Below are 5,229 nucleotides of genomic sequence, written 5' to 3'. Positions count from 1 at the left end.
ATAAATGTTGAAGTTAAAGGGGAATATATCGATTACAGAACCATTTTTGGTTGTGTATTTTTAGTAATAGATGACCTTTCTTTAAATTTATCTGGAATAGATATAAATGAATAATAGGCTTACCTAAGTGTTTTGTATTTCTAAATTTCACCTAATAAAAATTGTTTATTAAAGGAGGGAATTATGAAAGAATTTATCATTTCATATATAGAAAATAAAATTGGTGGTCATAAAAAGGACATCCTCGTTGTGGGCGAAGACTTTCAATCATGCTATGAAGAGCATATTCAAAAATATCCATCCATGGTAGGTATTGTTCAGCAATTTAATGAAGAGCACGAAACCATGAATTTTCTCCGCCCTAACAAAATTCAATTAGAAAAAGTAACTGACGAAATCTTCGAGGAAGAAGAGAAAAAAAGAGAATTTTATGATGGATGATATATATCCATATTTCAGACCGAAGTGTTGACCATTTTATCAATGCTGCAAGCTATGGTCAACCACCACTATTCCTATGGTGAAAGTGTAATATTGAATATTAAAGATACATAAAAAGAAATTAATAAAGGAGAAAGAGCTAGCTTTAAAGTTTAGCTCTTTCTCCTTTATTGGTCCGTAAAGTCAGTGTAAGTAAATGCTTTAACAGAAAAGTGGAGATCTTATGGCTTCACGCAAGCCATTGGTTAATAAGAATTATTGGATATATTTCCTTCCCAACAATTTAAACTCCTTTTGTTTCCATGCCATTTATGGAGTAACTTACACGAATAGTTGCGCTTAATGAATGGGCCACTGTACAATATTTATCTACTGAAAGCTGGATGGCACGAACAACTTTCTCTTCAGGAAGGTCACCTTCTAATGAATAGTGAATGTGAATATCTGTGAATTTTTTTGGGTGATCGTCTGCCCTCTGACCTTCCACATCCATGTAAAATTTAGTAGGCTCCAATCGCATTTTTGCTAAAATAGAGATAATATCAATACCTGTACAGCCTGCTACTGCATTAAGTAGTAATTCAGTGGGTCTTGACCCACTATTTGATCCCCCTATTTCTTCGCCAGCATCCATTTTTATTTCATGACCGGATGGTGTTATACTCGAAAACGCCATTTTATTATTCCAATTTAGTTTGATCTTCATTGTTTTAAACCTCCTCGTTCTTCTTAAACATATACGTAGTTAGTATAACCGCTCTTAATAATATTTCCAGTTAGATATATTTTAAAATGTTTGGTCCATAAAAAAACACCTTCCTAACTTTAGTATGATGATTTGGAAAAATTATTTGTGTTTTACGAAGATGATCGTCCGTTTTATATTGAATTTTGAATAGGCTTAAATATAAATACTAATATATGCTCTCTAGCTATTCCTCAATTTGTCGCTTTTCTTTAGCAATGAAAATGCCCTTACTTATGTAAAAGATGCGTATAGGAATGTTTTTTCGTTGGCGTACAATACTCAATAAATTAAGTCCGGTGGTTCCTTAACAAGAAACTTTGCTTTCTTCATGTCGAAATTTGATTGGTGTATCTTATTGTGCAGTCTGTGATGGGGCCTTTGTTAGAGGCAAGGACCTTGTAGTAGTGGGGGGAGGAGACTCCGCTGTAGAAGAGGGTGTATACTTATCGCTTCGCAAATAAGGTGACAATAGTTCATCGCCGTGATGAATTCAGAGCTCAGAAAATTCTACAGCAACGTGCGTTTGGTAATGAAAAAATTGAAGTTATGTTTAATGCAGCCGTTAAAACCATTAATGAGCAAAATTGAAAAGTAGTATCGACGGAAAATAGCGCTGAAAAAGAGTTTACTATAGATGGTGTATTTATCTATGTCGGAATGGTTCCACTAACAGTACCATTTAGGAAACTTGGAATCATGAATTCAATGGGCTACATTGAGATAAATGATCGAATGGAAACAAAAGTGGAAGGCATCTTTGCTTCAGGAGATGTTCTTGAAAAAACATTACCTCAAATTGTAACCGCAACTGGTGATGGTAACATTGCCGCACAAAGTGGCCAGCAATACGCAGAAGAGCTATTGGGAAATTTATAAGCTAAATGAGAAAGTGAGTATCTCTTCGAACAGAGGAGATTTTTTTTGTATTGAAAAAATTTTGCCAGCAATATTCATAAATATAATTACTAAATGTTAGCCACCTAACATTTTTAAATACAGAAATAAACTATACTGGTAAGTATAAGAAAAGACTATTACAGATTTTAAGGAGATGGATAAGAGATGGCAGTATTAAACGTGACCGATCAAACATTTACGGAAGAAACTAACAATGGAATAGTGTTAGCTGACTTTTTCGCCACTTGGTGTGGACCTTGTAAAATGATTGCACCCGTTCTTGAAGAGCTTGATCAAGACTTGGGGAACCAAGTTAAGATTATAAAAATTGATGTTGATCAAAACCAGGAAACAGCAAACAAATTTGGTATCATGAGTATTCCGACTCTACTAGTCATGAAAGATGGCAAGGTTGTAGAGACTTTGGTTGGTTTTAAGTCTAAGGAAGCACTTGAGGAATCATTAAATAAGCATATCTAACCCTAAAAAAGCATTGAGAACTAACCATCATTTCGGGGTAGTACCAGAGTTACTGACACCACCATCAAGTGCTGCTGTATAAAAATACATCCCCCATAAATTAATTCAAGACATGAGTTTATTAAACGAGCTCAGGATCTAGGGTTCCCTAGAGCAGGTGATTTATAACTTAAATAAAAAATGCGACAGTAATCGCAGAGGAGGAAACCTTCATGTTCAAGTTATTTGAAGCTTTCGGTCAAAAAATTGAGATCATCGGAACAAAGAGTTTGTTTATTGCACTGGCCATCGTTTATTTTTGGATTGGCGCGATGAAATTCACGGCCTACGAAGCAAATGGGATAGTCCCATTTGTAAGCAACAGCCCAGCACTTGGATGGCTTTACAACTATTTTTCAGTTCGTACGTTTTCTTCTCTATTGGGAATATTAGAATTATTAGTCGGCCTACTCATTCTTAGCCGCTTTGTGTCTGCAAAGCTGTCAGCTGTTGGAGCGTTTCTTTCCTGCATTCTATTTCTGACGACACTGAGTTTCATGCTCTCTACGCCGGGTGTCATTGAGCCGAGCCTCGGTTTCCCCGCCCTTTCTGCGGCCCCAGGTCAATTTCTGTTGAAAGATCTCGTCTTACTGGGCGCCTCTGTGTTTGCCTTGGGCGAGTCACTGAAGGCAACTAGAAGTGGAACGTTTCATGAAAACCTGGAGAAGCGCTATCCGGATGCGGGAAAATAGTCAGGATCAGGTCATTTAATGGTTCCGAATGTATATGATTTGTATCGATTTAATAAAGATCTGCATTTTTTTACTCAATTTAGAAAAAGGAAGAGGGGGCTAGCAAAAGCGAAAGCCTATGGAGTTGAAGCCGTGCCAACAGTTGCAATCAATTGGAAATTAGTGAGCACAAGCGGTATCAATACTGATGTGTTAAAAGCTTCTGGATTATGTCTGTGTTAAAAATGAATTCACAAGGGTGAAGACTTCACCCTTGTTTTCTTATTTAAAGAAAGGAGAGATGTTCTTGAATACAGTTGTTTCAATGAAATAAACGATCATTTCCTATGTGATCGCTTTCCTTTTTTATCCTGACGATGGTGACGGTTTCGGTGATGTTAAAGACCGTGAATTGATTTTGCCAAAAATGGCAGCAATGGCAATTGTGATGTGGGTATATCGAGAAGGTTGATGGATTAGGCAGCCGTCGAAGAATTTTCTTGCTCCATCGTCAACCAAGTTCCTAAGGGGCTATTGGTGCTAATTTTGCGTATCATTCATTCGAACCTGGCCACTTCAATTGCAACAGGCTTGCTTCCATTGGAGATGAATGTACCCGAATGGCCTTTCATCATACTAATTTTAATTTTCACCATCCTATTAATCCTTGTATTTCTCGTATCTAGATTAAACAAGGGAATGCTGAAGAAAATTCAAATTTAGTATAAGTATAGGATGATGGTCCCCATCCTGTATATCATATTGATCGGCTTACTCTGTTGCTGCGTATTGTTGGCATCCGTATACCAGCAGTTATCGCTTGCTCATTACTTAGGCAAAAAAAACACCCCGTAAATGCTATTTGATGACTAACATTTACGGAGCAGAACAGCGATGAAGTTTTGGAAGATTTAAGAGAGCTATATTTAACAGTTGAACAAATAGAAAATGTCTTTAAAAACGAAATTAAAACCCCGCATTCAATAAACCAAACATTTAAACATTACAGAAAATATACTTACTCTATAAAGTTTTGTGCCCGTTTCTTTTGAAATTATGCGTTTTGTAATGCGAGCAAGAACCTAGATTTTTATAGCCGGTCGTTAGGAAGGTTGGTCCTGTTCACTATATATAATTTTTACAAAGTATGAATAAAATTTACACAATACGAAAGCCGCAGAATTGCGGCATGTTGATAAGGTGTGTGAATGTGAACCTTGCATTATATGCCCATAAATCAATAAGTGTGCGAGCAAGGATCTAATCTTGGGAGTTTTAGAATGTGGAGTTCGCCCTTGCTCGGTATAAATACACTTTCCATTTAATTTCAGAAATATACATTTGACTCAAATTACAAAAAAATATGACTCTCGACCATGCAATAGTTAAAAACTAATTTGGAAAAAGAAAAAGTTCAGATTTATGTACTAGTTTTGTATTAAAAGCCTTTTTGATTTCACAGAAGCCAGTTTCATATACCCAAATAACAGTATACATGTTAGATTTATAAACAACCTTTGATCCAATACTTATGATTATACCTCCCAGGAACATAGTCGAGAGCTATTAATGAATTAGCACAATTTAGAAAAACATTAAAGTGAAATTTAGTTTTGAAAATAATAAAAAGGGGCTGTTACGTTGCGGTGAAGTTTATTTTTTCCTTAATCCCTATGGCAACTAGAGTAGTTTTATACATGAGAGAATCGTTTAATAAAGTGTGAGTGCAAGGACTATATCGTGTTGACTTCAAATGTTGGAGAGGTGGCCCTGTTAAAGACTATCCCTAGTTTAAAGTTTATTTGACTGTTCAATCGTGAGAAGATGCTTAATATTTCTACGTTTAATTTCACAATACAATAATGCTATAAAATCAGGGTTTATATTAATCTTTACAGCATAAAGATACGAAGAAATTAATAAATCATCTGACATAGTTTGAAGTGTCATTTA

The 5,229-nt window shown here is 35.7% G+C and carries 5 protein-coding genes and 1 pseudogene; 4 read left to right on the top strand and 2 right to left on the bottom strand.

Features of this window, described 5'->3' with window-relative positions:
- Window positions 1-183: 183 nt before the first annotated feature.
- On the top strand, window positions 184-441 hold the full coding sequence (locus tag DFO72_RS28905) for a hypothetical protein (RefSeq protein WP_098797287.1): 258 nt from the start codon (window positions 184-186) through the stop codon (window positions 439-441).
- 283 nt (window positions 442-724) lie between these two features.
- Here the strand turns inward: DFO72_RS28905 and DFO72_RS28900 are convergent, their stop codons facing one another.
- Entirely contained in the window at window positions 725-1,147 is a 423-nt protein-coding gene (locus DFO72_RS28900) for an OsmC family protein (protein WP_098797286.1), read from the bottom strand.
- Between the two features lie 386 nt (window positions 1,148-1,533).
- Here DFO72_RS28900 and DFO72_RS28895 point away from each other — a divergent pair.
- The 3 genes and pseudogenes from DFO72_RS28895 to DFO72_RS28885 form a co-directional block, all read left to right on the top strand.
- Window positions 1,534-2,065: pseudogene (locus DFO72_RS28895) on the top strand (FAD-dependent oxidoreductase); the annotation flags it as partial.
- A gap of 186 nt (window positions 2,066-2,251) precedes the next feature.
- Window positions 2,252-2,566, top strand: coding sequence for a thioredoxin (gene trxA / locus DFO72_RS28890; RefSeq protein ID WP_098797285.1), 315 nt, complete (start codon window positions 2,252-2,254; stop codon window positions 2,564-2,566).
- 212 nt (window positions 2,567-2,778) lie between these two features.
- Window positions 2,779-3,297 carry a YkgB family protein gene (locus DFO72_RS28885; RefSeq protein ID WP_098797284.1) on the top strand — a complete coding sequence of 173 codons (519 nt, stop codon included), beginning with the start codon at window positions 2,779-2,781 and terminating at the stop codon, window positions 3,295-3,297.
- A gap of 1,770 nt (window positions 3,298-5,067) precedes the next feature.
- Here the strand turns inward: DFO72_RS28885 and sda are convergent.
- A complete protein-coding gene (gene sda / locus DFO72_RS30855; RefSeq protein WP_166672578.1) occupies window positions 5,068-5,211 on the bottom strand; it encodes a sporulation histidine kinase inhibitor Sda in 144 nt (47 codons plus the stop codon).
- Between the last annotated feature and the right edge of the window lie 18 nt (window positions 5,212-5,229).

The organism is Cytobacillus oceanisediminis (assembly GCF_004366035.1).
In the GTDB taxonomy this organism is placed as follows: Bacteria; Bacillota; Bacilli; order Bacillales; family Cytobacillaceae; genus Cytobacillus; species Cytobacillus oceanisediminis_C.
Note: the sequence above shows the minus strand (reverse complement) of the source record. Positions and strands in the feature narration are given on the sequence as shown.

Bases quoted from the DNA above. Each gene is read 5' to 3' on its own strand.
- DFO72_RS28905 (WP_098797287.1), top strand. From the start codon at position 184: ATGAAAGAATTTATCATTTCATATATAGAAAATAAAATTGGTGGTCAT.
- DFO72_RS28900 (WP_098797286.1), bottom strand. From the start codon at position 1,147: ATGAAGATCAAACTAAATTGGAATAATAAAATGGCGTTTTCGAGTATA.
- trxA (WP_098797285.1), top strand. From the start codon at position 2,252: ATGGCAGTATTAAACGTGACCGATCAAACATTTACGGAAGAAACTAAC.
- DFO72_RS28885 (WP_098797284.1), top strand. From the start codon at position 2,779: ATGTTCAAGTTATTTGAAGCTTTCGGTCAAAAAATTGAGATCATCGGA.
- sda (WP_166672578.1), bottom strand. From the start codon at position 5,211: ATGTCAGATGATTTATTAATTTCTTCGTATCTTTATGCTGTAAAGATT.